Source organism: Microbacterium sp. F1-18, assembly GCF_052921305.1.
This window is the reverse complement of sequence record NZ_JBREVD010000005.1, coordinates 19,344-45,932: the sequence shown is the minus strand read 5'-3', so window position 1 is coordinate 45,932 and position 26,589 is coordinate 19,344. Positions and strand designations below refer to the sequence as shown.

The window sequence follows — 26,589 nt, the reverse complement described above, 5'->3', positions numbered from 1 at the left end:
AGTCTACTCGGCGCGCCTCGGCGTCGGCTGGGTGCGGAGCACTCTGCCGCGGCGGGCGCCGACGATGCGGCACACCAGGTAGATCGTGAACGAGATGGTGGTGATGTAGGGGCTCACCGGAAGCGTTCCGGCGACCGCGAGCAGGATGCCGCCGACGGCCGACACCACGCCGAACAGGGCCGCCAGCAGCGGTACCGCGAGGGGACCCGTCGCCACACGCACCGCCGCGGCGGCGGGGGTCACGAGCAGCGCCATGACCAGCAGCGCACCGATGATGTGCACGGCGACGGCGACGATGAGGCCGAGCAGCAGCATGAACCCGAGCGACACGGCCACTGTGGGCACCCCGCGCGCCGCGGCCGACTGCGGATCGAGCGAATCGAAGCGCAGCGGGCGCCAGATCAGGAGCAGGGCGATGAGCACGAACGCGCCGATGCCGATGAGCCATCCGAGCTGCCCCGACTGCACCGAGACGATCTGCCCGGTCAGCAGGCTGAACCGGTTGGCGCTGCGGCCGTCGTAGAGCGAGAGGAAGAGGATGCCGAGGCCCAGGCCGAACGGCATGAGCACGCCGATGATCGAGTTGCGGTCGCGTGCCCGCGAGCCGAGCCACCCGATGAGGGCGGCGGCGATCATCGACCCGACGATCGACCCCGTGACGACATCGACGCCGATCAGCAGGGCCGCCGCCGCGCCCGCGAACGAGAGCTCGCTGATGCCGTGGACGGCGAAGGCCATGTCGCGCTGCAGCACGAACACTCCGATGAGGCCGCCGACGAGGCCGAGGACGGCCCCCGCCCAGACGGAGTTCTGCACGAGAGCGAGGATGTCGCCGTAGACGGGGAGCCCGCCGAACATCGCGTCGCCGATGTCGCCCCAGTTCATGCGTGGTCTCCGTGGTCGTGGTGGTGGTGCGAGGCGTCGGCGTCGGGGGCGCCGACGACGACCAGACGATCGCCCGCCCGCAGCACGAAGACCGGCGCGCCGTACAGGTCGGTGAGCACGGGCGAGGTCAGCACGTCCTTCGGGGTGCCGAGCGTGAACCGGCCGTTCGCGATGTAGAGGATGCGGTCGACCTTGCCGAGCACCGGGTTGATGTCGTGCGTCACCAGCAGCACGCCGGCGCCCGACCGTCGGTGCTGGTCGATGAGACCGACGACGGCTTGCTGGTTCGCCAGGTCGAGGCTCGTGAGCGGTTCGTCGCACAGCAGCAGCTGCGGGTCGTCGGCGAGAGCCTGACCGACGCGCAGGCGCTGCTGCTCGCCGCCCGAGAGCACACCCACGGGACGGTCGGCGAACGCCGTGGCGCCGACGCCGTCGAGCAGACGGTCGACGCGCTCACGGTCGCGCTTGCGCGGAAGCGGCAGACCGAACCGGTGCCCGTCGACGCCGAGGGCGATGAGGTCGCGGGCGCGCAACGCGGTGTCGCGCGGCAGCGGGCGGGCCTGCGGCAGGTAGCCGATCGACCGGTTGCCCTTGTGCTTGACCGGCCGGCCGAGCGCCGTGATCGACCCCTCGCTCAAGCGCTCGAGCCCGAGGATGGCGCGCAGCAGCGTCGTCTTGCCGGAGCCGCTCGGACCGAGGACCGCGATGAGCTCGCCCGGCTCGACCGTGAGGTCGAGTCCGCTCCACAGCTCGCGCCCGGAACGCCGCAGCGCGGCACCACGGATATCGAGCAGGCTCACCGGGTCAGCGTACCCGCCTAACCGATCCGCCGAGGTGGTCGATAGAGGCATCCAGGAGTCCACGGACGGACTCCGGGAGCCCAGGACGGGCTCCCGCTCATCCCAATCACGGAGGAATGAACCATGGGAATGCAGATCGCCACCAACGTGGGCGCGCTCAACGCGTACCGCAACCTGTCCAGCACGCAGAACGATGTGTCGAAGTCGCTCGAGAAGCTCTCGAGCGGTCTGCGCATCAACCGCGCCGCGGACGACGCCGCCGGCCTCGCGATCTCGGAGGGCCTGAAGTCTCAGGTCAACGGGCTCAACGTGGCTTCGCGCAACGCTCAGGACGGCATCTCGGTCATCCAGACCGCTGAAGGCGCCCTGACGGAGGTCCACTCGATCCTCCAGCGCATGCGCGACCTGGCTGTCCAGGGCGGCAACGGCTCCAACAACGCGGACTCCCGTGCCGCGATCACCAAGGAGGCCGGTGAGCTCAGCCTCGAGCTGCGCCGCATCGCCGAGTCGACCAACTTCAACGGCATCGACCTGCTCAAGGGCGGCGAGCTGACCTTCCAGGTCGGCGCCGGCGGTACCGACAACGACGCGATCACGATCAACCTGGCGAACGTCGCGACCGCGGTCGGCACGCTCGCCTCTGCCGACGGCACCGCCGTCGGTGCCGGTTTCGCGGTCACCGACAACGCGACCGCACGCACCACCATCGACACGATCGACACGGCGATCACCGCGATCTCGACCGCCCGGTCGAGCCTCGGTGCGTCGCAGAACCGCTTCGAGTCGGCCATCAACAGCCTGAACGTGTCGGCGGAGAACCTGTCGGCGGCCAACAGCCGCATCCGCGACACCGACATGGCGGCCGAGATGGTCAAGTACACCGCGGCGAACATCCTGTCGCAGGCGGGCACCGCCATGCTCGCGCAGGCGAACCAGGCCAACCAGGGCGTGCTCCAGCTGCTCCGGTAAGCCTCGCGACGGTGGGTCCTGCGCCGCCCGACGCAGGACCCATCGCCGTCGCGGGCGCACCGCGGGAACGCGCCTGAGAGAACTGACGAGGAACCCGATGACATCCCCCCGAACCCTCACGCCCGGCCTCCCCTTCCTGTGGGAACGGGCGCGACGCGTGAACCCGAGCAGCCTCGTCGCCCGCGCGCGGCGGGCCGGGCAGCGGCACGGCCGCAGCACGCTCGGCGTCGTCGTCGACATGCTCTGGCAGGCCGGGGTGCGCGGTGTCGGGTTCCAGGACTACATCGACTACGACTTCGCGATGCTCACCCGTGCCGAGCGCGCGACCTACATGACCAGCCCCGTCTCGCACCGCCTCGCGGTACGGTTCGACGATCCGGCATTCCGTCATCTCTTCCACGACAAGATCGCCTTCAACGACACCTTCGCGCCGCACCTGCAGCGCGAGTGGCTGGTCGTCACCGACGACAACGCCGACGATGTGCGCGCCTTCGCGCTGCGGCACGGCACGATCGTGACGAAGGAGCCGTTGGGCCGGGCGGGCCTCGGCGTGCACCGCTACCTCGCCCGCGACGTCACCGACTGGACCCGGTTCCACCGCGGACTGCTCGAGCGCGGCGAGACGCTCGTCGAAGAGGTCATCCGCCAGCACGACGAGCTCGCGGCCCTCTGCGCCGGCACCGTCAACACGACGCGCGTCACGACGTACTTCGATGGCGAGCGCACGCACGTGCTCGCCATGGCGCAGAAGTTCGGCCGCGGCGCCGTGAGCGACCAGAACGCCTTCGGCGGCTTCTACGCGATGCTCGACGAGACCGGCCGGGCGACGGGCGACGGCTACGACTCGAACGACCGCGTGTACCCGACGCATCCCGACAGCGGCATCCGCATCGCCGACTTCCGCCTGCCGATGTTCGACGAGGTGCTCGACTTCGTCGACCGGCTCGCGCGCGTCGTGCCGCAGGTGCGCTACGTCGGCTGGGACATCGCTGTCTCGCCGACCGGCCCCGTGCTCGTCGAGGGCAACTGGGCGGCGGGCGTCTATGAGAACAAGCCGAGCGCGACCGGCATCCGCACGGGCCACAAGCCGCGTTACCTCGCCGCGATCGACGCGGATGCGGACGTGTCGGCGACGCCGCTCGCGCGCGCCGTGGCCTGAGCGCGGCTCAGCTCAGCAGAGCCCGGACGGGCAGATCCTGGCCCTCGAGGATGACCTGGGCGGCGACGCCGGTACGGCGGTTGATCACGACGGGCGCGAGGAGATTGACCCCGATTCCCTCATCCGTCATCCGAGCCACCACGAGCACGCGGGCGTCGGCCGACTCGGCGAGTCCGAGGTCGGCGACGTGCGCGTCGGAGAGCGTGGGCGAATAATCGTCGACGACCGCTCCGGGATCGACGGCGAACAGCCGCACCCCGGGATCGTCGGCGGCCGTCAGCGTGAACAGCCCGCCGCCGCCCTCGACCTCGTCGAGGGAGAACGACGTGTGCGGTGACAGTCCCGGCGGGGGCGTCACGAACTCGAGAGCGCTCATCGGAGGAAGTCCATCAGCGTCGGCTGCATCACCCGGGCGGTGACGGCCAGGGCGGACTGGTAGACGAGCTCCTGCGACTTCAGGGCGACGAGCACCTCGACGGTGTCGATGTCTTCGATCGCCGCGCGCTGGGCTTCGAGGGACACCGTCGCGTCTGCCGCCGCGTCTTTGGCTCGCATGATCTGATTCTGCCTCGCCCCCACCGTGCCCTGCACCCCCAGCATCGCGTTCATGCGGTCATCGATCTGGTCGATGCGGCCGCGCACGTCCGCTCCGCCGCGCAGATCGGCGACGATCGATCCGATCAGCGCGAAGACCGAGTCCTCGCCCGAGCCGAACACCTCGGCGCCGCTCGCGTCGACCCGCACCGTCTCGCCGTCGGCGACACGTCGGCGCACCTCGCTGCCCGGCACCCCCGCAAAGGCGAAGTCGGGCCCGAAGGCGCTGCCTTCCGCGGTCCCGGCGAACACCGACCGTCCGAGCAGCGTGGTGTTCGCCTGAGCGAGCAGCTCGTCGGCGATGGTCTCGAGCTCGAGCGCGATCGCCTCGCGGGCGTTGGCGTCGAGCGCCCCGGAGTTGGCACCGCGCAGCGTCAGGTCTCGCGCTCGCCCGAGCAGCGACGTCGACGCCGAGATGGCGTTGTCGACGGTCGTCACCCACGTGAGACCGTCGCCGATGTTGCGCGCGTACTGGTCGTTCCGGCGCTGCGCGGCGTGGAGGTCGAGGGCGGCTGCCGCCGCGGCCGGATCGTCGGACGGAGCGGCGAACGCCCGCTGCGAGGTCGCCTGGTTCTGGAGGCGGGCGAGGTCGCTCAGACCCGATTGCAGATTGCGCAGGGCGGACTGGGCGAGCGTCTGCGACGTGACTCGGCTGATCATGGCGCTCCGGGTGTCAGCGGCCGACGAGGCCGGTGCGGTTGATGAGGATGTCGAGGGCTTCGTCGACGGCGGTGAGGACGCGGGCGGCCGCCTGGTACGCGGTCTGATACGTCAGCAGGCTCATGGTCTCCTCGTCGTTGTCGACTCCTGCGACCGACTGCTGGGCCGCCGCGGCGGCGACCGCCGTCGTCTCGGCGCGCGCCGCCCGTCCCGACTCGGCGGATGTCGCGACCGCGAGACGCGACACGACGTCGCTCCAGAGCGCATCGGGTCCGTCGGACCTCTTCCCGATGCCGGAGAGGGCGTCGGCGTTGCCGCCGTCGAGGGCTCCGGCGCCGGGAGCGGCGATCGCCAGTTCGTCGCGGCCCCGGGGCACGACGCTGAGTCCGAGCGCGGCGGGCGCACCGGCTGCGACGGCGAAGAAGTCGCCGCCCGGCGCTCCCGATGCGGTCGACCCGAGACGGTGCTGGGCATTCACGGTCGCCGCGAGAGAGCTCGCGAGCTCGTTGTACGAGGCCGCGAGCCCGGCCAGCACTCCCCCGGACTCCGCGGGCGCGAGCACGGACAGGGTGCCGGCCAGTTCCCCGCTCGAGACGCCGACCGGCGGGGCGCCGGGCTCACGCCAAGCGAGTACGACCGGCTCACCCGCACCGATCGATCGGGGTCCGGTGACGTCCAGCTCACGAGCGCGCGTGCCCGATACGAGGGCGTTCCCATCGACCCGCAGGGTGAGGGTGCCGTCGGATTCGACCGTGCCGACGGCACCGGAGAGCCGCGCGACCGTCTGCGCGAGCAGGTTCCGTCGGTCGATGAGCTCGTTCGCGGAACCGCCCGCGACGCCGACCTCGCGGATGCCGGCATTGAGCTCGGCGATCTCGGCCGCGGCGGCGTTGATCTGATCGACCGTCAACTCGGCGGCGTCGCGCGCCGACGACCACTGCTCGGCGACCGAGCGGTACCCGTCGGCGATGCGCGCCACGAGGGTCTCGCCGCGCGTCACGACCGCAGCCGCCGCCGCGGTGGAGTCCGGAGCATTCGACAGGTCTTGCCAGGCGGTCCACAGCTGCGAGAGCTGATCGGCCAGACCGTTCTTGCCCGGCTCGGCGAGCGACGCCTCGGCGCGCACCGCGGCCTGCGCCCGCGCGGACCAGTACCCGGATGCCGCGAGGGTGTCTCGCACTCGCGCGTCGAGCACGGCATCGCCCAGGCGCGCGATCCCGTCGACGGAGACGCCCTGGCCGGCGACCGGCCCGAAGCGCGTCGAGCCCGCCGGGAGCGCGACGGCGGAGGTCTCGAGGCGCTGCCGCGTGTAACCGGGTGTCAGCTGGTTGGCGACGTTCTGCCCCGCGAGATCCATGCCGCGGCGCGCGGCGGCGAGCGCGCTCGCCGCCGTTCCCAACCCGCTGAATGTCGACATCTGCGTCCTCACATCTCCCTGTCGACGATGCGCGCGGTGTCCTCGCGGACCCGCCCACCGCCGGTGGTGTACTCGCCCGTGCCGGATTCGAGCCCGGCGAGCGTCTCGTCGACTGCGCGGCTGGCTGCGCGCAGGTGCGTCTCGGTCGCCTCTTTCAGCTGCGAGACCTCGGCCATGCGCTCGGTGAGCGCGGCGCGATGCTCGGCGAAGACGTCGCGCCAGGTGCCCGTCGGCGCCGAGTCGAGCAGCTCCGCGAGTGTGGCGGCTTCGGGGACGCCCCACTCGCGTGCCACCGCGGCGACCTCGACGTCGCGGCCCAGGCCCGACTCGCGCAGTTCTTCGAGCACGCGCTCGATCTCGCGTGACGCGAGATGGATCCACCGGGTGTTCCCGGCTTCGAGCAGCAGACGCTGCTCCTCGAGTTTGAAGATCAGCATCTCGAGCAGTTCTCGCTCGCGCCACAGCTGCATCGACAGTTCGTTGGCTCCCACGGTTTCCCCCTTACCTGAGCAGCCCCCCATGGACCGCATCGAACGACTCGCTCTTCTGACGAACCGTTCTGAAGCGATCATCCTCGACTATCGGCGCATGAGTCGATCACGTTACTTCTGCTCAGGATTCCGTATGAGATCTTTCTCATTTTGCTTATGATGGCCTCAGCCGGCGTGACGGCTTCCGCGAATTCGGGCCGCGGGAGCGGGTGCACGCCACGAAAGAGGCCCCCTTTGCACATCCTCGGTCACGCGGAACGCAATCGACTCATCGAAGAGAACCTGCCCCTCGTGGGCTATCTGGCGCGCGATCTGCACTCGCGGGCCACGCACGTGCCGTTGGAAGAGCTCGCCTCGGTCGGAGCGCTGGCCCTCGTCACGGCCGCGGACGCGTTCGACCCCGCTCTGGGCGTCCCCTTCGGCGCCTACGCGCGGCGGCGCATCCTCGGCGCGTTCGCGGATGAGATGCGTTCGATGGACTGGGCGTCGCGCGGCATCCGCAAGCGCATCAAAGAGACGACGGCCGTACGCGATACCTTGACCGCACGCCTCGGCCGCGTCGCCGGCGTCGACGAGATCGCGGCCACCATGGGCCTGCCCCGCGCCGCAGTCGTCGAGGCCCTCGACGACGCCGCGCGCACGGTCACGAGCATCGACGACGCCACGGCGCTCGAGGTGCCGAGCGCGATGGTCCTGCCCGACGAGGCCGCCGTGCTCCGTGAGCGGCGCGAGGTGCTCGAACGCGCCGTCGCGGCCCTGCCCGAGCGCATGCGCGCCATCGTCCAGGCCGTCTACATCGACGAGCGCCCCGTCAAAGAGATCGCGGCCGAGCTCGGCGTCTCGCACTCCGCCGTCTCGCAGCAGCGCGCCGAGGCCATCCGGCTGCTCCGCGACGCGCTGGAACGATTCGTCGCCGAGGAACAGGCCGAACCCGTCTCGCGCGTGTCGGTCGAGACACGCGAGGCCTACTTCGCCCGGATCACCGCGATGCTGCCCCGCAGCGGCCGGGGCGTCGCGCCCGCGGCATCCGTCGCGCTCTGACATCCGTCCCGCTAACGCTCGCGCCCGCGCGGCCGATAGAGCGAACGGACGGCGCGCACGCGGCCGCACGGATGAACGACAGGACGGGCAGATGGCGATCTCGATCGACGGCCTCGCCTCGAAACTCGACACCAAGGCGATCATCGACGCGCTCATGAACGTCGAGCGCCTGCCGCGCACGATCCTCAGCGCCAAGTCCGACGACCGCAAGGCCGTCATCGCGCAGCTGCAGGCGCTGAACGCGTCGCTGCAGTCGCTGGCGACGAAGGCGAAGGATGCCGCCGGCCCGACGGCCCTGCTGCAGCGGAAGGCGACGAGTTCGGACGACAGCCTGACGGTGACGGCATCCGCGGGGGCGCCGGTCCTCCGGGCCGACGTCGTCGTCGACCGCGTCGCCACGGCCCACAGCATCGTCACGGGGCCGTTCGGCTCCGCCGCGGACGACCCGCTCGTCTTCACGGTGGTCGGCACCGACGGCAAGCCCGTCGAGGTCCGACCGACGTCGGGTGCGGCCGCGGACATCGCGCACGCGCTGAGCGCAGCCGGCACCGGCATCACGGCGTCCGCGGTGTCGGCGGGGGTCGACGCCGACGGCCAGGCGCTGTGGCGCCTGCACATCACCGCCACCGAGACGGGCGCGGAGAACGCGTTCCAGGTGTTCCGCGGCGACGCCGCCGCGGTCGCTGCCGGCACAGCGAGCGATCTCGCCTCGGAACCCGCATCGGCGATCGTGACGGTCGGCACGGACGCGCAGGTACGGCTGTGGGCCGGAACCGCCGCGGAGCAGACCGTGACCTCGGCGAGCAACACCTTCACGTCGCTGTTCGCCGGCGTCGACGTGTCGGTGACCCGCGCATCGGCCACCCCGGTGTCGGTGACCGTCGCCGCGGACGCCGACGGCAGCGCCGCGGCCGCGAAGGCCTTCGTCACCCAGATCGGCACGCTGCTCGCGGGGATCGCCCGCGGGTCGACCGCGACCACCGCCACGACGCCCGGCGAGCAGACCCGACTGGGCGTCTTCACCGGCGACAGCACCGTGCGCGCCCTCCACCAGGCTCTCACCGGTGCGGTGCAGCTGCCGCTCGACGGGGTCGCTCCCTCGACCATGGGGCTGAGCGTCGACCGCTGGGGCGCGTTGACCTTCGACGAGGAGGCGTTCACGAAGGCGCTGGCGGACGATCCGGCCGGGGTGCAGCAGGTCTTCGCCGGCGTCGCCGCGCGGGTGCAGGATGTCGCAGACCGCTACTCCGACAAGTACGACGGTCTGCTCACGGCACGCATCACCGGACAGGAGTCCGAGGTGAAGATGCTCGGCGAGCAGCTGACGCGCTGGGACCTCCGGCTCGAGCAGAGACGCGCGACCCTCGAGCGGACCTACGCCGCGATGGAGACCATGCTCTCGAGGCTGCAGACCCAATCGTCGTACCTCGAGTCGCAGCTGTCGGCGATGTCGGGAACGGGCAACAAATGAACGCCGCCCTGCGCGCCCAACAGCGCTACCGCGAAGAGACGATCCTCTCGGCCAGCCCGTCGCGCCTGGTCACGCTCCTGTTCGACCGGCTGCTGCTCGACGTCGAGCGCGGCGAGGCGGCGCAGCGCGCCGCGGACTGGCAGACCGCCAACGAGCAGCTGCAGCACGCCCAGCGGATCCTCGTCGAGCTGACCGGCTCGCTCGACGACAGCTGGAGCGGCTCGGCGGCACTCCGGACGGTGTACGACTACATCACCCGCACGCTCATCGGGGCGAACATCGGGCGCGACCCCGAGCGCACCCGCGAATGCCGCGACCTCATCGCGCCGCTGCGCGAAGCGTGGCACGGCGCGGCGGAGGCGATGCCCGCGTGACGTGGGCCGACCTGCTCGACGGGCTCGAGGCGGAGCTGATGGGCGACCCCGCCGGCGCCCTCCCGTGGCACCCGCCCCCCGGGCTCGGCCCGCTCCCCGCGCATCTCGAGGACCGGGCGCGGGCGGTCGTGCGCGCGCAGGCCGACCGGTCGCGGCAGCTGCGCGCCGAGCTCGACACCGTCCGCGGGCACCTCGACGCCATCGACCGCATCCCGCAGCGGCATCCCGACGCCGTCTACCTCGACCTCGACGGCTGACCGCGCTCGCGGCTTACGCCGTCGCTGCGGCGGCCGATAGGTGATGCTGAGCACGGATCGCTCATCCATCGGCCAGGGATCGGCCACATCGTTCGACGGAAGACGCCTTCGTGCTCGAATCTGTGACCACCACCGCGCTCACGAGCGCCCTCTCGGGCCTCGCGGAGCGCCAGCGCGCCATCGCGGACAACATCGCGAACGTCAACACCTCCGGCTACCGGGCCAAGGTCGTCAGCTTCGAGAACGCCCTGGCCCGCTCGGTCGAACGCGGCGACGGCGCCGTGACGGCGACCGTGCGCGAGTCGACCGCCGCCACACGCCTCAACGGCAACAACGTCAATCTCGACACCGAGACCCTCGCCAACATCGAGGCGGTGCTGCGGTACCAGTTCGCCGCGCAGGCCGTCGGCGGCACGTTCAGCTCGATGCAGACCGCGATGAGGACCTCATGACCTTCGACGCCATCGGCATCGCCGGGTCGGGCCTGACGGCCCACCGCACCTGGCTCGACGCCCTCAGCGACAACATCGCCAACATCAACACCGCGGTCGCGCCCGGCGACGACGCGTTCCGCCAGCGCTACATCGCGGTCGAGTCGGCCGGCGATCCGGGCGGCGTTCGCGTCGCCGGCGCCGTGTGGGGCGGCGCGGAGGGCCGGCTCGTGCACGAGCCGAACAACCCGCTCGCCGACGCCGACGGCTACGTCCGCTACCCCGACATCGACCTCGGCGAGCAGATGAGCCACCTGATCCTCGCGCAGCGCGGGTACCAGGCCAACGCGGCGGTCGTCGACCGCGCCAAGGCCACCTACGAGGCCGCCCTGCAGATCGGACGCCGCTGATGCCGCCGCTGTCGGGCATCGACGCGCTGGGCGCGGCTGCATCCGCCCTCACCTCGAGCACCCGCGCACCCCAGCAGACCGGCGGCGCCGACTTCGGCGCGAGCATCACCGGCGCGGTCGACGAGCTGCGCGCGATGCAGTCGACGTCGAACGAGCTGGCCGTCGCGGCCGTCACGGGTGACCTCGACGACATCCACTCCGCGATGATCGCGTCGTCGCGCGCCTCGGTGACCCTCGAGCTCATCGCCGCCGTACGCAACAAGGGCGTCGAGGCCTTCAACGACATCATGCGGATGCAGGCCTGATGCCCGCCGCCGTCACCTCGCTCTGGACCCGCCTGCGCGCGACGATCGCCGGGTTCACCCTCGCCCAGCGCACGATCGCGATCATCGGCATCGCGGTGCTCGCGATGGGTGTGTTCGCCCTGGCGAGCTGGATGTCGCGTCCGACCCTCACCCCGCTGTTCTCGGGGCTGTCGGCCTCCGACGCCAGCGCTGTCGTCGAGCAGCTGCGCTCCGGCTCGATCCCCTACGAGCTGACCGACGGGGGCTCGACCGTGCTCGTGCCCGAGACCGCCGTCTACGAGCAGCGCCTCGCGGCCGCGGCGGCCGGCCTGCCCAGCGCGGAGTCATCGGGGTACTCGCTGTTCGACAAGATGGGCGTGACGAGCTCGGAGTTCCAGCAGTCGGTCACGTACAAGCGTGCGATCGAAGGCGAGCTCGCCCGCACGATCGGCGCTCTCGAGAACGTGACGACGGCCTCGGTGCAGCTCGCCCTGCCCGAAGAGAGCGTGTTCGTCTCGCAGAAGATCGAGCCCACGGCGTCCGTGTTCATCGAGACGTCCCGCGGGGTCGCCTTGCCGCCCGAACAGGTCGAGGCCATCGTTCACCTGACCTCGGCGGCCGTGAGCGGGATGAAGCCCGAGAACGTCGCGGTCGTCGACGCCGCCGGCCGCACCCTCTCGGCGATCGGCGGCGATGCCACGCGCAACGCCGACCAGCAGGCCGGGGCATACGAGACCCGCATGGCCGCGAGCGTGCAGCAGATGCTCGACACCGTGCTCGGTACCGGCAACGCGACCGTCTCGGTCGCCGCCGAGATGCAGCAGGCCGCGACCGAGCGCGTCGACGAGACCTACACGCCGGTCGAGGGCGCCCTGCCGGCCACCGAGGAATCGAGCACCGAGAGCTACACGGGCACGGGTGGTCAGACCGGCGTCCTGGGCGCGGAGCTGCCCGCGGGCGTCGGCGGCGCCGGCACCTACGAGTCGACGCAGACGAACCGGTCGAACGTCGTGAACAAGACCGTCGAGAGCACCTCGACCCCGGCGGGGTCCGTCGCGCGGCAGACCGTCGCCGTCGCGGTCAACGCCGACGGCACCGACGTCGTCGACGTCGCTCAGCTCGAAGCCCTCGTGATGTCGGCCGCCGGAATCGACCGCGCCCGCGGCGACCAGGTGACCGTCGAGCTCGTCGCGTTCAGCGATCAGGGCGCCGCGGCCGCCCAGGCGGCTCTCGACGCCGCTCGCGAGGCCGAGGAGTCCGAACGCTCCGCCGAGACGCTCCGCACCGCGATCGTCGCCGCCGTCGTCGTGCTCGGGCTCATCGGAGCGACGATCGCCGGTATCGTCATCGTCCGCCGCCGTCGCGCGGCCGCCGAGGACGAGTCGGTGCTGACTCTGACCCCTGTCGACGAGCCGCTCGACCGATTCGACGCGCTCACCCGCGGCCTCGCGACCCCGCTCCTCGACGAGGCGCCCACGGTGCCGCTGCCCGCGATGGCGGTCGACCCGGAGCCCGAACCCGACCCGGAGCCCGTACAGGTCGCGCTCGACCGCCGTCGCGCCGAGATCGGCGACTTCGCCCGCCGCGACCCCGCCCGCACCGCCGACCTGCTGCGCCGGCTCGTCCGGGACTCGACCGACGCATGAGCGAACTCACCGGAACCCAGACGGCGGCCGTGGTCATCATGAACCTCGACCGGGCGCAGGCCGTCGAGGTGCTCAAGCACCTCTCCGACGACGAGGCCGAGGCGATCGCGGCGGAGATCATCCGGCTGCGCGACCTCGACCTCGAGACCACGCGCGATGCGCTCACCGATTTCCAACGGGTCGTTCGGGGACACCTGCCGCCCGTCCGCGGCGGACGCGACCTGGCCACGGGTCTGCTCGAGGCCTCGCTCGGTCCCGAACGCGCCGCGGGGGTGCTGACGAAGGTGTCGTCGTCGATGACGAGCTCGTCGTTCGAGTTCCTCACCGCCGTCGAACCGGCCCAGGTCGCGAGCATCCTCGACGGCGAGCTTCCCCAGACCGTCGCGCTCGTCATCGCGCATCTGCCCGTGGAGCGCGCGGCGGCCGTCCTGGCCGAGATCACCGACCCGGCCCGCACCGACGTCGCCCAGGCGATCGCGACGATGGGGACCGCGTCGCAGGATGCCGTCGCAGTCGTCGCAACCGCGCTGCGCGCGCGCTCGGGAGCGCTGACCACACGCGATGCCCGCGAGACCCTCGGCGGCGTGCAGCCCCTGGTCGACATCATCAACCGGTCGGATGCGACCGTCGAGAAGGCGCTGCTCGCGAGCATCGAGGCGCGCGACAGCGCTTTGGCCGAAGACATCCGCTCGCGCATGTTCACCTTCGCCGACATCGTCGTGCTCGACGACCGTGACGCGCAGCGCGTTCTGCGCGGCATCGACGTGCGCGTGCTCGCCCTCGCGCTGAAGGGCTCGTCGGGTCCCGTCGCAGACGTCATCCTCCGCAACATGACCGAACGCAACCGCGAGGCGCTGCAAGAGGAGTCGCGCCTGCTCGGCACCGTGCGCGTCTCGCAGGTCGAGGAGGCCCGCGCGGCGATCGTCCGGACCATCCGCGAGCTCGAGGCCGCCGGCGACATCCGGGTGCAGCGGGTCGAGGAGGAGTATGTCGTCTGACGCCTTCACCCGCCTCGAGATCCCTCGACTGTCGGGGCCGTCGCTCACCGACGAACGCGACCGGGCCCGCGCCCGCGGTCACGCTGCCGGGTACGCCGAGGGGATGCGGCTGGCCGCGGCTCACGCCGCGCGGGAAGCCGCCGAACGCGACGCGCGCGAGGCTGCCGCGACCGCGTCCGAGCGCGCACGCGTGGCCGCCGCCATCGCTGCGGTCGAGCGCGCATCCGACCGGTTCGACGCCCGCGCGGCGGAACTGACCGCCCCGGCGGTCGCGGACCTGCACGCGATGGCGATCGAGCTGGCGCAGGCGATCGTCGAGCGCGAACTCTCGGATTCCGTGCGCTCGGCGCTCACGACCGCGGCTCGGATCGAGAACGCTGTGGCTGACGTCGAGGCTCCGGAAGTGCGCGTGGTGCGACTCAACCCTGCCGACGCGGACGTCGTCACCTCTGCCCTCGCCGAGACGCTGCCGCGATCGGTGGCGTTCGAGGTCGACCCCGACCTGGCGCCCGGCGACGCGACGATCCGGCTCGCCGACGGTGCGATCGATCTGCGGATCGCAGCAGCGTTCGCGCGGGCCCGCCGTGCCCTCGAGGAGCGCGCGTGAGGGGGGGCTGGCCGGCGGTCATCGAGGCGGTGAGACCGATCCGGACCGGCGCGGTCTCGCGGATCGTCGGGCTCGGTGTCGACATCCGCGGCGTGCACGGGGCGGTGGGCGATCTCGTCGAGCTCGGCGGGCAGACCGGCGGTGGGGCCATCGGCGGTGGGACCCCCGGCATACCCGCGGAGGTCGTCGCCGCCGACCGCGGCGTCCTGCGCTGCATGCCGCTCGGAGTCACCGACGGGCTGCGGGTCGGCGACCCGGTCCGCGCCCTCGCCGGCCGTGCCCGAGTGCCGGTCGGACCCGCTGCGCTCGGGCGCGTGCTCGACGGCCTGGGTCGCCCCATCGACGGGCGCGGCCCCCTCGTCGCCCCGCGCGTCGACCTCGACCATGCGCCTCCCTCTGCGATGGGGCGCGAACGCATCACCGACCCGCTCATCACCGGGGTCCGCGCGATCGACACGCTCACCCCCCTCGGCCGCGGCCAGCGCGTGGGCCTGTTCGCCGGGTCGGGTGTCGGCAAATCGTCGCTGCTGTCGATGATCGCGCGCGGGTCGTCGGCCACAGCCAACGTCATCGCCCTCGTCGGCGAGCGCGGGCGAGAGGTGCGGGAGTTCCTCGAAGACGACCTCGGCCCCGACGGTCTCGCCCGCTCGGTCGTCGTCGTCTCGACATCCGATCAGCCGGCCATGGCGCGGCTGCGGGCCGCGTCCACCGCGACACGCATCGCCGAGTCGTTCCGCGACGAGGGGCAGCACGTGGTCCTCATGATGGACTCGCTCACCCGAGTCGCCATGGCCCAGCGCGAGATCGGACTCGCCGCCGGCGAACCGCCCGCGACGCGCGGCTACCCGCCCTCCACCTTTCCCGTGCTCGCGCGTCTGCTCGAACGCGCCGGCACCGATCGCCGCGGGTCGATCACGGGCATCTACACGGTGCTCGTCGAGGGAGACGACCACAACGAACCCGTCGCCGACACCGTGCGGTCGATCCTCGACGGGCACCTCGTGCTCGATCGGACGCTCGCCGTCACCGGCCATCACCCGGCGATCGACGTCCTGGGCTCGGTGTCGCGGCTCGCCGGCAAGGTCGCGACCGGTGAGCAGCGCCGCCTCGCGACGACGCTGCGGTCGGTGCTCGCCGCGCGCCAAGAGGCGCAAGACCTCATCGGTGTCGGCGCGTACCAGTCGGGAGCGAACCCGCGGGTCGATGCCGCCGTGGCGTCCGCGCGCGCGATCGACGCCTTCCTCCGCCAGGATCTCGACGACCGCTCCCCCGCGGGCGAGTCGTGGCGCCGGCTCGGCGAACTCGTCGCATCGTTCGGAGACGTCTCATGAAGCGCGGCTTCCCCCTGGCCGGACTGCTGCGCATCCGCGGCATCCAGCAGCGCGCCGCCGCAGCGCACCTCTCGCGCGCGGCGATGGAGCAGCAGCGCACCGAGGCACGTGACCGGCAGCTGCGTGCAGCGCTGACGACGTCGGCCGACACCCCGGGCGACGTCCGCACCCTCGCGGCCCTCGCCGCCAGTCGTGTGGCCGCCCGCAGCCTGCTGACCGACCTCGACACGCTCCGCAGCGCGCAGCGCGACGAGGTCGACGCGGCGCGCGCCCGGTTCACCGACGCCCGCCGCGCGGAGCAGGGCATCGAACGGCTGGCCGACGCATTCCACGATCGAGAGCGCGCGAGACGGGATGCCGCCGAGCAGGCCGTGCTCGACGAGATCGCGCTGCGCTCGACGGCTGACGACTATCCGGCACCGGACGCACCGGAGGAGACGCCGTGAATCTGTGGGGAATCACCCCCGGGGCGACGGTCGCGGTCGCGCGTCCTCGCGGCGGGCCGAACGATGGCGGCGACGACGGTGCGGTGGCCGCGGATGTCTTCGCGCTCGTACTCGCCGGACAGACCGCGACGGCGCCGATGGGCGGCGAGGACGCCTCCGGGGTCGGTCGGGATGTCGCCGGGGTCGGATCCGAGGTCGGGTCCGGGGTCGAGGCGGCGACCGGGGAACTCGCGGCGATGGCCGCGCCCGCGGCGCCTCGGGCGGGTTCGAATGCAGCCGGCGTCGGGGATGCCGGTGCCTCCGGCGATCCGGTGGTCGGGAGTGCGATCAGCGGGAACCCCGTCGTCGGAGACGCCGTCAGCGGGAACACCGTCAGCGGGAGTCCCGTCAGCGGAGACGTGATCGCGGAAGAAGCAGGGGCGACGGCCACCGTCGCCCGGGTCGTGGCGGCGACGGCCACCGCTGAGGATGCTTCCAGGGTCGCTGCCGACCCGCGCCGGATCCTGACTTCCGACGTCTCGCAGCTCGAGGCCGACCGGGCGGGAGCGGCGACGGGAGAGACCGCCGTCGCGGCGACGGGCAGCACTGCGGCGACGGCAGGAACAGGAGGATCGGCTGCAGCGGGATCGGGGCCGACAGTCGGCGTCGATGCGGAGATGCGCCTGGCGCCCGCGGGACCCGCCCCCTCGTCAGGGTCTGCGGCGACACCGAGGCCGTTCGTCACTCCCGAGGCCACGGACGCGTTCGCCTCCGACAGGGTGGCCGTTCAGCCCGGCGCGTCCGAGGCCCCGCAGACCACGCGAATCGACGTGGCCTCGCCGTCGACGGTTGCGGCTCCTGCGGGCGCAGCCGCGGCATCCGCTGCTCCGATACCGACGACGGCGCCGCTCGGACCCGCACCATCCTCCGCGTCCGCGCCCGCACCGACCGCACCTCCCGCGCCGACGGCCGCGCCGCCTCTCGCACCGCAGCTGCGCGCGCCCGTGCTGTCACTCGTCACCGCCGAGCCCGGACGTCACACCATGGTGCTGCGCGTCTCACCCGAGAGCCTCGGACCGATCACCGTCACGGCGCACATCTCCGGATCTGCCGTCACCGTCGAGCTCGCCACCGGCACGCCGGCGGCGCACGATGCGATCCGCGCGCTCCTGGGCGAGCTGCGGCGCGATCTCGCCGCGCTCGCACCCTTCTCGTCCGTCAGCCTCGCCGCGGGCGACGATCCGTCGCGGACGCCGTCGTCGGCGCCGGCCGTCGGCCACCAGGCGACGCCGAGCGGTCCGGGCGGTTTCGGCGCGCAGACATCCGGAGGCGGCTCGTCCGGCGGAGCATCCCCGCAGACCCCCGGCGTGCACGGCAACGAGCACACCGGTCGTGCGTCCGACCCCGACGACACCGGCATCGCCGGGCCCCACCGCCCCGCGCCTCTCGAGGCCGGCCGCATCGACCTCTACGCCTGAATCGGAGAATCCCATGAGCAGCATTCCGCCCGTCGGCGTCGTGGGCGCCACGCCCACGGCATCCCCTCCCCCCGCCGCCCCGAAGCAGACGCTCGACTCGGAGGTCTTCCTGCAACTGCTCGTCGCGCAGATGAAGAACCAGGACCCGAGCTCGCCGCTCGACACCAACGAGATGATGGCGCAGACGACGCAGCTCGCGATGATGGAGCAGCTCGTCGCGCTCACCACCACCTCGTCAGAGCACTTCGCCCTCACCATGCGCCAGACCGCCGCCGCGCTCGTCGGTCAGCAGGCCTCGTACGTCGACGCGGACGGCACGACCCGCAGCGGTCGCGTGACCCAGGTGTCGTTCGAGAAAGGCGTCCCGCTCGTCACGATCGGCGGCACCGCCGTGCCCCTCGACGTCGTGTCGGGGATCTCCGTGTCGGATGCCGCGGCGCCCGCGGCATCCGCATCCTGAATCACCCCCGCGACGCCTCGCCCGCGCGCATCCGCGCACCCCGCCAGCCCCACCGAACACGTCAGCCCCCTCACCGAAGGACACACCATGCTCCGCTCGCTCTACGCCGGCATCTCCGGCCTCCGCTCGCACCAGACCATGCTCGATGTGACGGGCAACAACATCGCCAACGTCAACACCGTCGGGTTCAAGGCGGGGTCGGTGCAATTCCAAGACACGCTCTCGCAGATCGTGCAGAACTCCCGCGCGGCGCAGGCCGGCGCCGGCGGCACGAACGCCGCCCAGGTGGGCCTGGGCACCCAGGTCGCGGCCGTCCGCACGAACTTCACGCAGGGATCGCAGCAGGCCACCGGCGTGCCCACCGACCTCATGATCGCCGGCGACGGCTTCTTCGTCGTGCGCAACGGTGCCGAGACGCTCTACACGCGCAACGGCTCGTTCGGCTTCGACTCCGCCGGTCGCCTGACCACCAAGGACGGCGCGCTGGTCCAGGGCTGGACCGCCGTCGACGGCGTCGTGCCGACGGGCGGGCCGGTCGGCAACATCGCCCTCCCCGTCGGCGCGACCTCGCCCGGGCGGCGCACCGAGAACGCCAGCGTCACCGGCAACCTGCCCTCCGGCGCCGCCGTCGGCGAGAAGCTCGTGCGCGATGTGACCGTGTACGACGCGCAGGGCGAATCGCGGCAGCTCGCGCTGACCTTCACGCGCACCGCGGGCGGCTGGGATGTCACCGACGGCGCCGCGACGACGCAGCTCGCCTTCACCGACGGACGCCTGACCACGACGCCCGCCACCATCACCTCGGGGGGTGTCGCCGTAGACCTCTCGGCCATCACCGGTTACGCCGACCTCAGCACCGTCAAGCTCGGCGGGCAGGACGGTCGCGCGCCCGGCAGCCTCGTCTCGTACACCCTGTCGGCCGACGGCAGCCTCGTCGGCGCGTTCAGCAACGGGGCGACCTCGGTGCTCGCGCAGATCGCGCTCGCATCGTTCGACAACCCCGAGGGGCTCGAGAAGGCCGGCTCGTCGCAGTATCGCGCCGGAGCGAACTCGGGCGCGGCCGCGGTCGGCACCGCGGGCACCGATGATCGCGGCGGGCTCGTCAGCGGGGCGCTGGAGATGTCGAACGTCGACCTCTCGCAGGAGTTCACGAACCTGATCGTCGCGCAGCGCGGATTCCAGGCGAACGCCCGCATCATCACCACGAGCGACGAGGTGCTGCAGGAGCTGACCAACCTCAAGCGCTGATCGCCGCGGAACGCAACTCCTCAGAATCCCCGCTGGTTCGCCCGCATGACCCGCAGGCGGCGCCGGCTGCGACGGTCTCTGAGGAGTTGCGCGCGCGGCCGGTCAAAGCCACAGCGGGCGCGCTCGCGCTGATGCCGCGTCGAGCGCCTCCGCATCGAGCTCGGTGACCGTCTCGGGTATACCCCGGGCGGTCCACTCGACTCCGACCTCGAACGTCGCGCCGGGGGGCGTCGGCCAGACCCAGAACTCGCGCTCCCAGCTGTCGGCGTAGCCCTGCGGGCGGGCGAGTCCCTCGAGCACCGGCCCCTCGACCTGCGTATCGGTCACGTCGCCCCGCGCCCACGGCGAATCGTCCTGCGTCGTGACGGTGCGCCCGTCGGCGAAGCGGACTCCCCAGCGCAGGCCCGTCGGATCGAACCGCTCGTCGAGCTGACCCCGGCCGTGGGCGCGGTCGAGGTATCCCCAGATCCGCTGCCGCGCGAGCCGACCGGTCTCGGCGACACGCACCGCCATGCCCTCTCGGTACACCCGCGCGAGGACGAGCGACACCACCGTGTCGGACGAGCGACCCACCTCCCGGTCGAGCGCCACGATCGCGGGCGCGACGTGCCACGGCGGGCCCATCCATGGCGGCATGTCGAGCGCCGGATGATCGTCGTCGGGGATGTCCCGCGGTGCGACGGGTCGGAAGAACGAGGGCTGCGGTGACGACGCTGACACGAGCGCAACGCTAACCGACCGCCGCGTCCTGCCGACAGTCCTCTCGGAGCCGCCGTACCCGCGACGACCCCGATCCCCCACGCGCCGACCGACGAGAAGGGCGACATGATCGTTCTGACACGACTGAACCGCCACCGGTTCGCCGTGAACCCCGACCTCGTCGAACGCATCCAGGCGAGCCCGGATACGACGCTGACACTGGTCGACGGGGCGACGTTCGTCGTCGCCGAGACGATGGATGCCGTCATCCAGAGCATCGTCGATTTCCGCGCCCGCGTGCTCGCGACGGCGCTCGGCCATGCCGCGGCCTCCGGGTCGGCATCCGGTTCGGCCTCCGGGTCGGCCTCCCCGGTCACGGGGGGCGAGCGCTGATGGATCCGTCACTGCTCATCGGCATCCTGCTGGCCTTCGGCGGCCTGTGGGCGATGATCCAGCTCGAGGGGGCGAGCCTCAACGCCCTGCTGCTGCCGGCGCCGATGGTGCTGGTGTTCGGAGCGACGATCGCGATCGGGATCGCCGGAGGCACGCTGCGCGATGCCGCGGGCGCCGTGCGCGCGCTGCCGCGAGCGTTCGTCGGCATCAAGGGCTCCACCGAGGCGCTCATCGACACCGTCGTCGGTTATGCCGAGAAGGCGCGCGCCGAGGGCCTGCTCGCGCTCGAGAGCGCGGTGGCGGACGAGAAGGACCCGCTGCTGCGCCACGCCCTCCAGAGCATCGCGGACGGCACGGATGCCGAAGACCTCCGCGTCGTCCTCGAAGACCGCGTCGCCACCGTCGCCGCGGAGCGCCGCACGGCCTCGCGGTTCTACTCCGCTCTGGGCGGGTACGCCCCGACGGTCGGCATCGTGGGAACGGTCGTCTCGCTCACCCACGTGCTCGAGTACCTCGACAAGCCCGACCAGCTCGGCCCCCTCATCGCGGCGGCCTTCGTCGCCACCCTGTGGGGCCTGCTGTCAGCGAACTTCATCTGGCTGCCGATCGGCACCCGCCTGCAGCGCCTCGCCGAGATCGAGGTCGACCGCATGACGCTCGTGACCGAGGGCATGCTCGCCGTCCAAGCGGGCAATCCCCCGATGCTCGTCGCCGAGCGCTTGCGCGCCCTCGCCCCCGAGACCAAGCCGGGCCGCGGTCGCGCGAAGGCGACGGCCGACGAGCCCGCGGACGCCGGGGTATGAGCGCGCCGCGTCGCCGCCGCGTCATGGAGTCCTCGCACGAGGGCCCCGACGAGCGCTGGATGGCGTCGTACCTCGACATGATCACCGTGATGATGTGCATGTTCATCGTCATGTTCGCGATGTCCAACGTCGACCAGGAGAAGTTCGAGCAGCTGCGCGCCTCGCTCGCGACGGGGTTCGGTTCGGAGATCTCCGAGACCCGTGACGTCTCGGAGGGTGTCGTCGTGCCGCCCGAGCTCATCGACGAAGAGGGCGAGGGGTTCGTCGAGACGCCGACCGGGCCGACGCCGGCCGAGCAGGAGTACAGCTCGCTCGACGACCTGCGCTCACGACTCGAGGGTGCTCTCGCCGAGCAGGGCCTGGGCGACGCCGCGACCTTCACGATCGACGACCGGGGTCTCACGATCGGTCTCGTGAGCGCCGAGACGTTCTTCGACACCAACAGCACCGACCTGAGCGATCGCGCCCGGGCCGTGCTCGACGCCGCGGGAGCCGTTCTCGCCGCCGACACGCACCTCATCTCGGTCGAGGGTCACGCCGACGCCCGACCCGCCATCGCGCCCTTCGTAGACAACTGGGAGCTCTCGACCGCGCGGGCCAACGGCGTGCTCGGCTACCTCGTCGACGCGCGCGGCGTGGCCCGCGAGCGCATCAGCTCGGTGGGCTTCGGGTCGTCACGGCCCCTCGCGGAGGGGTCGAGCGCGGAGGCCCTCGCCCAGAACCGCCGCGTCGACCTCGTCGTGCTCTCGGATGCCGACGCCCAGGTGCGCGGCGAGCTCGCCGGCCTCGCCGCCGCCGACGGCTGACCCCGCGCCGCGCCGCCGCGCTGGCCAGCGCTCACCTGGCAGCTCCCACCTCATCCCGGGCCCCGAGCGGGCAGCAACTGCCAACCCAAAGCCGACGCGCGCCCACACCCAGCATCCAGATGGCAACTCCCGCCCCAAACCGGGCTCTGAGTGGGCAGCCACTGCCAACCCTGGTCCAGCCCGCGCCCGAACCAGAGCCCTAGCCAGCATCTGCCCGCCAGCTCCCGCCCCAACCGGGCACTGAGTGCAGCACATGCCAACTCAACCCTGGCGCGCGCCCGCGGCCAGCACTCACCTGGCAGCCCCCACCCCAACCCGAGCCCCGAGCGGGCGCGAACTGCCACCCCAACCCGAGCCCACACCACCCCCAGCACCCAGCTGGCACCTCCCGCCCCAACCCGGGCCCCGAACGGGCGCGAACTGCCACCCCAACCCGAGCCCACACCACCCCCAGCACCCACCTGGCAGCTCCCGCCCCAACCCGAGCCCCGAGCGGGCGCGAACTGCCACCCCAACCCGAGCCCGCGACGCCGAGCGGGCGCGGCCCGCGCCTAACGGAGCCACACGCGTGACCGATAGTCCCCGCCGTGCAGACCGTGCCGATCGCCCCGAGCGCGCGAACCGAGGATGCCGCGACCGCGGCCCCGGAACGCTACGACTTCGGCCGACCCGCGGCACTGTCGCGTGAGCACACGCGCGCTCTCGCCGGGGCTTTCGACGCCTTCGCGCGTCAGTGGGCGATGCTCCTCGCTGCGAAAGCCCGCGTGCGCGCGCACATCGCCCTCGAGCGGGTGAGCCTGGAGACCTACGACGAGTACGTCGCGACGGTCCCGCCCACGACGACGCTCGTGCTGTGCTCGGATGCCGCTTCCGACGACCGCGCCGTCATCGAGTTCCCCCTGCCGTCGGCCCTGTCGTGGATCGTGAAGATGCTCGGTGGCGACGGCTCGCAGCGCCCGGAGGCCCGCGCTCTCACGGCGATCGAGCAGGCGCTGATCCGGTCGCTCATGGACGAGACCCTCGGGCATCTCCGCACGGCCCTCGGCTCGCTGCTGCCCCGCGAGCTGAGCGTCGGCGCGGTGCAGTACAACGCCGCCTTCGCCCAGGTCGTCGGCGGTCAGGACCTCGTGGTCGTCGCCCGGTTCTCGATGCGCCTGGCCGACCGCACCGAGACCGCGACGATCGCCCTCCCCGCCGCGACGTTGCTCGAACGCCTGTCCGACAGCGCTTCGGCGCCGCGTGCGACGAACGACCCCGGCCTCGTCCGCCGGCACATCGAGCAGACCCCCGTCGAGGTGACGCTGCGGCTCGCGCCGCGCGCCGTGCGGCCCGCCGAGGTCCTCGACCTCGCGGTCGGCGACGTCATCTCGCTCGCACACGCGGCCGAGCGTCCCCTCGATCTCGCCGTCGACGAACACGTCGTCGCATCCGCTGCCATCGGGTCGCACGGCGCGCGCCTCGCGTGCGTCGTGACGGCATCCGATCTCTCCCCCGCGCTGTCCGAGGAGTCGTCATGACCAGCACCACCACCCACGAGGCCGCGGCCGCGGCCGCATTCGCCGACCGGCTGCCCACGGCGTCGCGCATCACGGCCCGACCCGGCACGAACGCGGGCGAGACCGGCGATGCGGTCATCGTCTCGTCGGTCGGCGACACGAGCGCGGCGCTCGCGGTCGTCGTGTTCGACGAGTCTGCCCTCGTCGGCGCCGACGCCGGACTGCCGTTGCACGAGCGGCTGCGCGACGCCCTCGACGCCGCCGCGACGGCGTTCGGGCCGAGCGTGCTCGGCGAGGCCACCATCGGCGACGCCTCATCGCTCTTCGCGCACCCGGCCGCGCAGGTGTTCGACCTCGTCGACGAGGATGCCCGCGTGATCGGGCGCCTCGCGGTTCGCGTATCGCACCCCGCCGCGGCCTCGCCTCGTCGCCTGCAGCGCATCGCAGGCGTCGAGATGGAGCTGACGGTCGAGGTCGGCCGCACGCGCATGACCGTGCGCGACGTGCTCGACCTCGAGCCCGGCCGCATCATCGAGCTCGACCGTTCGGCCGGCGCCCCCGCCGACGTCAAGCTCAACGGCCGCCTCATCGCGCACGGCGAGATCGTCGTCGTCGACCAGGACTACGCGGTGCGCATCACGCGGATCATCGAGAACGCGGAGGCCTGACATCGACGATCTGCTGCTTGCGCTGCGCGTCGTCGTCTCGCTCGGCGTCGTGCTCGCGATCGTGTGGGTGCTGCAGCGCCGCTTCTCGCGCGGCGGCGCGGGCGGGGCACGCGCGGGCCTCCCGAGAAGCCGGAGGTCGGCACGCTCGGATGCCGTCACCGACATCACCGTCGTCGCCAAGCGCGGCATCGGGCCGAAGGCGCAGGTCGCCGTGGTCGAGATCGACGGCGCCCGCTACGTGCTCGGCATCACCGAGGGCGGCGTGTCGATGCTCGATCGGATCGACCCTGCCTCCGATGCCCCGTCACGGGATGCCGAGCACGACGAGCTCGGCACGAGCCGTCCGGCTCTGCGGGATGTCGCGGGCGGCGCGCCCCTGAGCCCGCCGGTGCCCCTCCTGCGATCGCAGGCCCGCGCCGAACGCACCGCCCGCCCGGCGATCATGACCGCGCGTGATGCCGCACAGGTGCTGCGCCGCGCCCTGGGCGCGTGACCTTCGGCGGCGCGCTCGGCGCGCTCGTGCTCGTCGCCGCCTCGACGCCGTCGCCGAACGGCGGCATCTCCGTCGACATCAACGGCATCGACGGTACGCCCTCATCGTCGGTGCTGACGCTGATCGGCATCACGCTGCTGTCGGTCGCCCCGGCGCTGCTGCTCATGATGTCGTCGTTCACGAAGATCTTCGTGGTGCTGGCGATGACCCGGAACGCGCTGTCGCTGCCCACGATCCCGCCCAACCAGGTGCTCGCGGGCCTCGCCCTGTTCCTGACCCTCTTCGTCATGTGGCCCGTGCTGACCGAGATCAACACGGTCGCCGTGCAGCCCTACGTCGACGGCTCGCTGACGTTCACCGATGCGGTGGGCGTCGGCACCGACCCGCTGCGCACCTGGATGCTGTCGTTCACGCGCGAGGAGGACCTCGCCCTGATGACGCGGTTCGCGGGGGCCGAGAACCCCGAGGATCCGGCGAGCGTCCCGATGATAACCCTCATCCCGGCGTTCATGATCTCCGAGCTGCGTGCGGCCTTCATCATCGGCTTCGTCATCTTCGTGCCGTTCCTCGTCATCGACCTCGTCGTGGCCGCGGCGCTGATGTCGATGGGCATGATGATGCTCCCGCCGGTGATGATCTCGCTGCCCTTCAAGATCCTGCTGTTCGTCCTCGTCGACGGGTGGGGACTCATCCTCCGCACCCTCATGGAGAGTTACGGAGCGGGCGGATGACCGGGGGCACGCGTGAACCCTGAGGCCGTCCTCGACATCGGCATGGAGGGCGTCGTGCTCGCCGCGAAGCTGGCCGCGCCCCTGCTGATCACGGCGCTCGTGGTCGGCTTCGCCATCTCGCTCCTGCAGTCGATCACGCAGATCCAGGAGGTCACGCTCTCGTTCGTGCCGAAGGCCGTCGCCGTCGCGATCGCGCTGGTCGTCTGCGGGCATTGGATGATCGCCGAGGCGATCGCCTTCACCCACACCATGTTCGACCGCATCCCGCACCTGCTCTCGGGCGGTTGAGATGCAGCTGCTGCTCGACTTCGCCTGGATCGAGGCCACCGGTCTCGCCGCGGTCCGCACGACCGCGTTCATCTTCATAGCACCGCCCTTCTCATACGGTGCCTTTCCGGCCCGCATCAAGGCGATGGTCGCGATCGGGGTCGCCCTCGCCCTCAGCGGCACGGTCGCGCCGGGATACGAGAGCCTCGACACCGGCGCGTTCTTCCTCGCGTTGACCGCACAGGTCGTCACCGGCGCACTGCTCGGCTTCCTCGTGATGACCTGCTTCGCCGTCGTGCAGTCGGCCGGGGGCCTGATCGACGTCTTCGGCGGGTTCCAGCTCGCGCAGGGCTTCGATCCGCAGATGAACGTCAACGGCGCCCAGTTCACGCGGCTCTTCCAGATGATCGCCCTCGCCCTGCTGTTCGCGAGCAACGGCTACCAGCTGATCCTCGCAGGGCTCGCGCGCAGTTTCGCGGCGATTCCCGTCGACGGCGTGCTCGACCTCGCTCGCCCGGTCGAGCTGCTCGTCGACACGGCGTCACAGCTGCTCGTCGCCGCGCTCCAGATCGCCGGCCCTCTGCTGCTCGTGCTCTTCCTCGCCGACATCGCGCTCGGGCTCGTCAGCCGCGTCGCCCCGGCGCTCAACGCGTTCGCTCTCGGCTTCCCGCTGAAGATCATCCTGACGTTCCTCCTCGCCGGCAGCGTCATCCTCGCCCTGCCGGCTGTCGTCGGGGCGCTCACCGACCAGGCAACCGGGCTGCTGATCGGCGGCACCCGATGAACGGCGGCGTCTC

At 71.9% G+C, this 26,589-nt stretch carries 33 protein-coding genes; 26 read left to right on the top strand and 7 right to left on the bottom strand.

Annotated features, from left to right (window positions below; translation table 11 throughout):
* Window positions 1–3: 3 nt before the first annotated feature.
* Entirely contained in the window at window positions 4–885 is an 882-nt protein-coding gene (locus ACU6RU_RS13785) for a metal ABC transporter permease (protein ID WP_120264062.1), read from the bottom strand.
* Window positions 882–1,736 (bottom strand): metal ABC transporter ATP-binding protein, encoded by an 855-nt coding sequence (locus tag ACU6RU_RS13780; protein ID WP_289330409.1) that lies wholly within the window; start codon window positions 1,734–1,736, stop codon window positions 882–884. Before ACU6RU_RS13780 ends, ACU6RU_RS13785 begins: the two co-directional genes overlap by 4 nt.
* A gap of 72 nt (window positions 1,737–1,808) precedes the next feature.
* Here ACU6RU_RS13780 and ACU6RU_RS13775 point away from each other — a divergent pair, with 72 nt between their 5' ends.
* Together ACU6RU_RS13775 and ACU6RU_RS13770 are read left to right on the top strand one after the other, a co-directional pair.
* Window positions 1,809–2,654 carry a flagellin N-terminal helical domain-containing protein gene (locus ACU6RU_RS13775; protein ID WP_289330410.1) on the top strand — a complete coding sequence of 282 codons (846 nt, stop codon included), beginning with the start codon at window positions 1,809–1,811 and terminating at the stop codon, window positions 2,652–2,654.
* Window positions 2,655–2,751: 97 nt separating this feature from the next.
* Entirely contained in the window at window positions 2,752–3,813 is a 1,062-nt protein-coding gene (locus ACU6RU_RS13770; RefSeq protein ID WP_446726822.1) for a sugar-transfer associated ATP-grasp domain-containing protein, read from the top strand.
* Window positions 3,814–3,820: 7 nt separating this feature from the next.
* Here the strand turns inward: ACU6RU_RS13770 and ACU6RU_RS13765 are convergent, their stop codons facing one another.
* Genes ACU6RU_RS13765 through flgN form a run of 4 tightly spaced genes read right to left on the bottom strand, consistent with a single transcriptional unit; the run spans window position 3,821 to window position 6,975 of the window.
* Window positions 3,821–4,189 (bottom strand): flagellar assembly protein FliW, encoded by a 369-nt coding sequence (locus ACU6RU_RS13765; RefSeq protein WP_289330411.1) that lies wholly within the window; start codon window positions 4,187–4,189, stop codon window positions 3,821–3,823.
* Window positions 4,186–5,067 carry a flagellar hook-associated protein FlgL gene (gene flgL, locus ACU6RU_RS13760; RefSeq protein WP_120264058.1) on the bottom strand — a complete coding sequence of 294 codons (882 nt, stop codon included), beginning with the start codon at window positions 5,065–5,067 and terminating at the stop codon, window positions 4,186–4,188. The genes ACU6RU_RS13765 and flgL overlap by 4 nt, the downstream gene beginning before the upstream one ends.
* Window positions 5,068–5,080: 13 nt before the next feature.
* Window positions 5,081–6,484, bottom strand: a complete 1,404-nt coding sequence (gene flgK, locus ACU6RU_RS13755) for a flagellar hook-associated protein FlgK (protein WP_446726821.1) — start codon at window positions 6,482–6,484, stop codon at window positions 5,081–5,083.
* 8 nt (window positions 6,485–6,492) lie between these two features.
* Complete coding sequence (gene flgN, locus ACU6RU_RS13750) at window positions 6,493–6,975, bottom strand: flagellar export chaperone FlgN (protein WP_446726820.1); 483 nt, start codon at window positions 6,973–6,975, stop codon at window positions 6,493–6,495.
* 234 nt (window positions 6,976–7,209) lie between these two features.
* Here flgN and ACU6RU_RS13745 point away from each other — a divergent pair, with 234 nt between their 5' ends.
* The 15 genes from ACU6RU_RS13745 to ACU6RU_RS13675 all read left to right on the top strand — a co-directional run bounded on the left by ACU6RU_RS13745 (window position 7,210) and on the right by ACU6RU_RS13675 (window position 19,436).
* A complete protein-coding gene (locus tag ACU6RU_RS13745) occupies window positions 7,210–8,016 on the top strand; it encodes a sigma-70 family RNA polymerase sigma factor (protein ID WP_259455302.1) in 807 nt (268 codons plus the stop codon).
* A gap of 91 nt (window positions 8,017–8,107) precedes the next feature.
* Window positions 8,108–9,487 carry a flagellar filament capping protein FliD gene (gene fliD / locus ACU6RU_RS13740; protein ID WP_446726819.1) on the top strand — a complete coding sequence of 460 codons (1,380 nt, stop codon included), beginning with the start codon at window positions 8,108–8,110 and terminating at the stop codon, window positions 9,485–9,487.
* The gene (gene fliS / locus ACU6RU_RS13735; protein WP_446726818.1) at window positions 9,484–9,861 is read left to right on the top strand and encodes a flagellar export chaperone FliS; all 378 of its coding nucleotides are present in this window, start codon (window positions 9,484–9,486) and stop codon (window positions 9,859–9,861) included. The genes fliD and fliS overlap by 4 nt, the downstream gene beginning before the upstream one ends.
* A complete protein-coding gene (locus ACU6RU_RS13730; protein WP_289330414.1) occupies window positions 9,858–10,118 on the top strand; it encodes a hypothetical protein in 261 nt (86 codons plus the stop codon). Before fliS ends, ACU6RU_RS13730 begins: the two co-directional genes overlap by 4 nt.
* A 110-nt stretch (window positions 10,119–10,228) precedes the next feature.
* Window positions 10,229–10,570 (top strand): flagellar basal body rod protein FlgB, encoded by a 342-nt coding sequence (locus ACU6RU_RS13725; RefSeq protein ID WP_289330415.1) that lies wholly within the window; start codon window positions 10,229–10,231, stop codon window positions 10,568–10,570.
* Window positions 10,567–10,959 carry a flagellar basal body rod protein FlgC gene (locus ACU6RU_RS13720; RefSeq protein ID WP_289330416.1) on the top strand — a complete coding sequence of 131 codons (393 nt, stop codon included), beginning with the start codon at window positions 10,567–10,569 and terminating at the stop codon, window positions 10,957–10,959. Before ACU6RU_RS13725 ends, ACU6RU_RS13720 begins: the two co-directional genes overlap by 4 nt.
* Window positions 10,959–11,264: a flagellar hook-basal body complex protein FliE gene (fliE, locus tag ACU6RU_RS13715; RefSeq protein ID WP_120264050.1), complete on the top strand. Its 306-nt coding sequence runs from the start codon at window positions 10,959–10,961 to the stop codon at window positions 11,262–11,264. The genes ACU6RU_RS13720 and fliE overlap by 1 nt, the downstream gene beginning before the upstream one ends.
* The gene (gene fliF / locus ACU6RU_RS13710) at window positions 11,264–12,889 is read left to right on the top strand and encodes a flagellar basal-body MS-ring/collar protein FliF (RefSeq protein WP_289330417.1); all 1,626 of its coding nucleotides are present in this window, start codon (window positions 11,264–11,266) and stop codon (window positions 12,887–12,889) included. The genes fliE and fliF overlap by 1 nt, the downstream gene beginning before the upstream one ends.
* Window positions 12,886–13,887 (top strand): flagellar motor switch protein FliG, encoded by a 1,002-nt coding sequence (fliG, locus tag ACU6RU_RS13705; protein WP_120264048.1) that lies wholly within the window; start codon window positions 12,886–12,888, stop codon window positions 13,885–13,887. The genes fliF and fliG overlap by 4 nt, the downstream gene beginning before the upstream one ends.
* A complete protein-coding gene (locus ACU6RU_RS13700) occupies window positions 13,877–14,494 on the top strand; it encodes a FliH/SctL family protein (protein WP_289330418.1) in 618 nt (205 codons plus the stop codon). The genes fliG and ACU6RU_RS13700 overlap by 11 nt, the downstream gene beginning before the upstream one ends.
* A complete protein-coding gene (locus tag ACU6RU_RS13695; RefSeq protein WP_446726817.1) occupies window positions 14,491–15,825 on the top strand; it encodes a FliI/YscN family ATPase in 1,335 nt (444 codons plus the stop codon). Before ACU6RU_RS13700 ends, ACU6RU_RS13695 begins: the two co-directional genes overlap by 4 nt.
* Complete coding sequence (locus ACU6RU_RS13690; protein ID WP_446726816.1) at window positions 15,822–16,271, top strand: hypothetical protein; 450 nt, start codon at window positions 15,822–15,824, stop codon at window positions 16,269–16,271. Before ACU6RU_RS13695 ends, ACU6RU_RS13690 begins: the two co-directional genes overlap by 4 nt.
* Window positions 16,268–17,728, top strand: a complete 1,461-nt coding sequence (locus tag ACU6RU_RS13685) for a flagellar hook-length control protein FliK (RefSeq protein ID WP_446726815.1) — start codon at window positions 16,268–16,270, stop codon at window positions 17,726–17,728. The genes ACU6RU_RS13690 and ACU6RU_RS13685 overlap by 4 nt, the downstream gene beginning before the upstream one ends.
* 13 nt (window positions 17,729–17,741) lie before the next feature.
* On the top strand, window positions 17,742–18,188 hold the full coding sequence (locus ACU6RU_RS13680; protein WP_446726814.1) for a flagellar hook assembly protein FlgD: 447 nt from the start codon (window positions 17,742–17,744) through the stop codon (window positions 18,186–18,188).
* Window positions 18,189–18,275: 87 nt separating this feature from the next.
* Complete coding sequence (locus ACU6RU_RS13675) at window positions 18,276–19,436, top strand: flagellar hook protein FlgE (protein ID WP_120264042.1); 1,161 nt, start codon at window positions 18,276–18,278, stop codon at window positions 19,434–19,436.
* A 102-nt stretch (window positions 19,437–19,538) separates the two neighbouring features.
* On the opposite strand, the gene ACU6RU_RS13670 is transcribed toward ACU6RU_RS13675, so the two are convergent.
* A complete protein-coding gene (locus ACU6RU_RS13670; RefSeq protein WP_446726813.1) occupies window positions 19,539–20,156 on the bottom strand; it encodes a hypothetical protein in 618 nt (205 codons plus the stop codon).
* A gap of 105 nt (window positions 20,157–20,261) precedes the next feature.
* Between ACU6RU_RS13670 and ACU6RU_RS13665 the strand changes: the two genes are divergently transcribed.
* The 9 genes from ACU6RU_RS13665 to ACU6RU_RS13625 all read left to right on the top strand — a co-directional run bounded on the left by ACU6RU_RS13665 (window position 20,262) and on the right by ACU6RU_RS13625 (window position 26,576).
* Entirely contained in the window at window positions 20,262–20,528 is a 267-nt protein-coding gene (locus tag ACU6RU_RS13665; RefSeq protein ID WP_120264040.1) for a flagellar FlbD family protein, read from the top strand.
* Window positions 20,528–21,331 carry a motility protein A gene (locus ACU6RU_RS13660; protein WP_120264039.1) on the top strand — a complete coding sequence of 268 codons (804 nt, stop codon included), beginning with the start codon at window positions 20,528–20,530 and terminating at the stop codon, window positions 21,329–21,331. The genes ACU6RU_RS13665 and ACU6RU_RS13660 overlap by 1 nt, the downstream gene beginning before the upstream one ends.
* The gene (locus tag ACU6RU_RS13655; protein WP_289330425.1) at window positions 21,328–22,137 is read left to right on the top strand and encodes an OmpA/MotB family protein; all 810 of its coding nucleotides are present in this window, start codon (window positions 21,328–21,330) and stop codon (window positions 22,135–22,137) included. The genes ACU6RU_RS13660 and ACU6RU_RS13655 overlap by 4 nt, the downstream gene beginning before the upstream one ends.
* A gap of 587 nt (window positions 22,138–22,724) precedes the next feature.
* Window positions 22,725–23,654: a flagellar motor switch protein FliM gene (locus ACU6RU_RS13650; protein WP_120264037.1), complete on the top strand. Its 930-nt coding sequence runs from the start codon at window positions 22,725–22,727 to the stop codon at window positions 23,652–23,654.
* Window positions 23,651–24,301, top strand: coding sequence for a flagellar motor switch protein FliN (gene fliN / locus ACU6RU_RS13645; protein WP_289330426.1), 651 nt, complete (start codon window positions 23,651–23,653; stop codon window positions 24,299–24,301). The genes ACU6RU_RS13650 and fliN overlap by 4 nt, the downstream gene beginning before the upstream one ends.
* Before the next feature lie 49 nt (window positions 24,302–24,350).
* Entirely contained in the window at window positions 24,351–24,794 is a 444-nt protein-coding gene (locus ACU6RU_RS13640) for a flagellar biosynthetic protein FliO (RefSeq protein ID WP_446726812.1), read from the top strand.
* A 26-nt stretch (window positions 24,795–24,820) separates the two neighbouring features.
* The gene (gene fliP / locus ACU6RU_RS13635) at window positions 24,821–25,525 is read left to right on the top strand and encodes a flagellar type III secretion system pore protein FliP (protein ID WP_446726949.1); all 705 of its coding nucleotides are present in this window, start codon (window positions 24,821–24,823) and stop codon (window positions 25,523–25,525) included.
* 12 nt (window positions 25,526–25,537) lie between these two features.
* Window positions 25,538–25,813, top strand: a complete 276-nt coding sequence (gene fliQ / locus ACU6RU_RS13630) for a flagellar biosynthesis protein FliQ (RefSeq protein WP_023953659.1) — start codon at window positions 25,538–25,540, stop codon at window positions 25,811–25,813.
* 1 nt (window position 25,814) lies between these two features.
* Window positions 25,815–26,576: a flagellar biosynthetic protein FliR gene (locus tag ACU6RU_RS13625; RefSeq protein WP_289330428.1), complete on the top strand. Its 762-nt coding sequence runs from the start codon at window positions 25,815–25,817 to the stop codon at window positions 26,574–26,576.
* The last annotated feature ends 13 nt before the right edge of the window (window positions 26,577–26,589 follow it).